Here is a 703-nt window from a genome sequence, read left to right as displayed (position 1 = left end):
GCGTCCTTCATCGCCTGTGATCGCCAAGGCATCCACCACATGCACTTGTTCGCTTGACCCTATAACGAGTCTGTCTCGTTACAGGTTGAGTTCTCGCGTTGTGCCGTATTCCAATTGAGCCGAACATGAAGTTCGAATCATCTTGAGATACATCGATACAATCACAACCCGGATAGTTTTCACGTCCATCTCAAGACGCTTCCGCTATCCAAATTACTTACTTCTTCCAGATTGTTAAAGAACGACAGCCGATATCTGTTGATATCACTCTGACTGGCTCAATCGCCAATGACAAAAACTCGAACAATCGTCATTCGAATGTTTGTCATTGAAGATTGGTGGAGGCAGACGGGATCGAACCGACGACCCCCTGCTTGCAAAGCAGGTGCTCTCCCAGCTGAGCTATGCCCCCATGTACAGAGACTTCCTCAGGTGTTACCGCCAGACAATTGGTGGGTCTGGTTGGATTCGAACCAACGACCCCCGCCTTATCAAGACGGTGCTCTAACCGACTGAGCTACAGACCCCTGAGTCTGTCTTTAAATTTACAGCCGATAAGCGTGAGCGCTCAACTTGTGCGAGAAGCTCTGGAAAGGAGGTGATCCAGCCGCACCTTCCGATACGGCTACCTTGTTACGACTTCACCCCAGTCATGAATCCTACCGTGGTGACCGTCCTCCTTGCGGTTAGACTAGCCACTTCT

At 50.2% G+C, this 703-nt stretch carries 2 tRNA genes and 1 rRNA gene; all 3 read right to left on the bottom strand.

What is annotated here, in order from left to right:
* Positions 1–336: 336 nt before the first annotated feature.
* Positions 337–412, bottom strand: a tRNA-Ala gene (locus DID96_RS37915).
* 38 nt (positions 413–450) lie between these two features.
* Positions 451–527, bottom strand: a tRNA-Ile gene (locus tag DID96_RS37910).
* Between the two features lie 64 nt (positions 528–591).
* Positions 592–703: ribosomal RNA gene (locus DID96_RS37905) — 16S ribosomal RNA — on the bottom strand; the annotation flags it as partial.

Source organism: Burkholderia sp. Bp8963 (assembly GCF_003854275.1).
In the GTDB taxonomy this organism is placed as follows: domain Bacteria; phylum Pseudomonadota; class Gammaproteobacteria; order Burkholderiales; family Burkholderiaceae; genus Burkholderia.
Note: the sequence above shows the minus strand (reverse complement) of the source record. Positions and strands in the feature narration are given on the sequence as shown.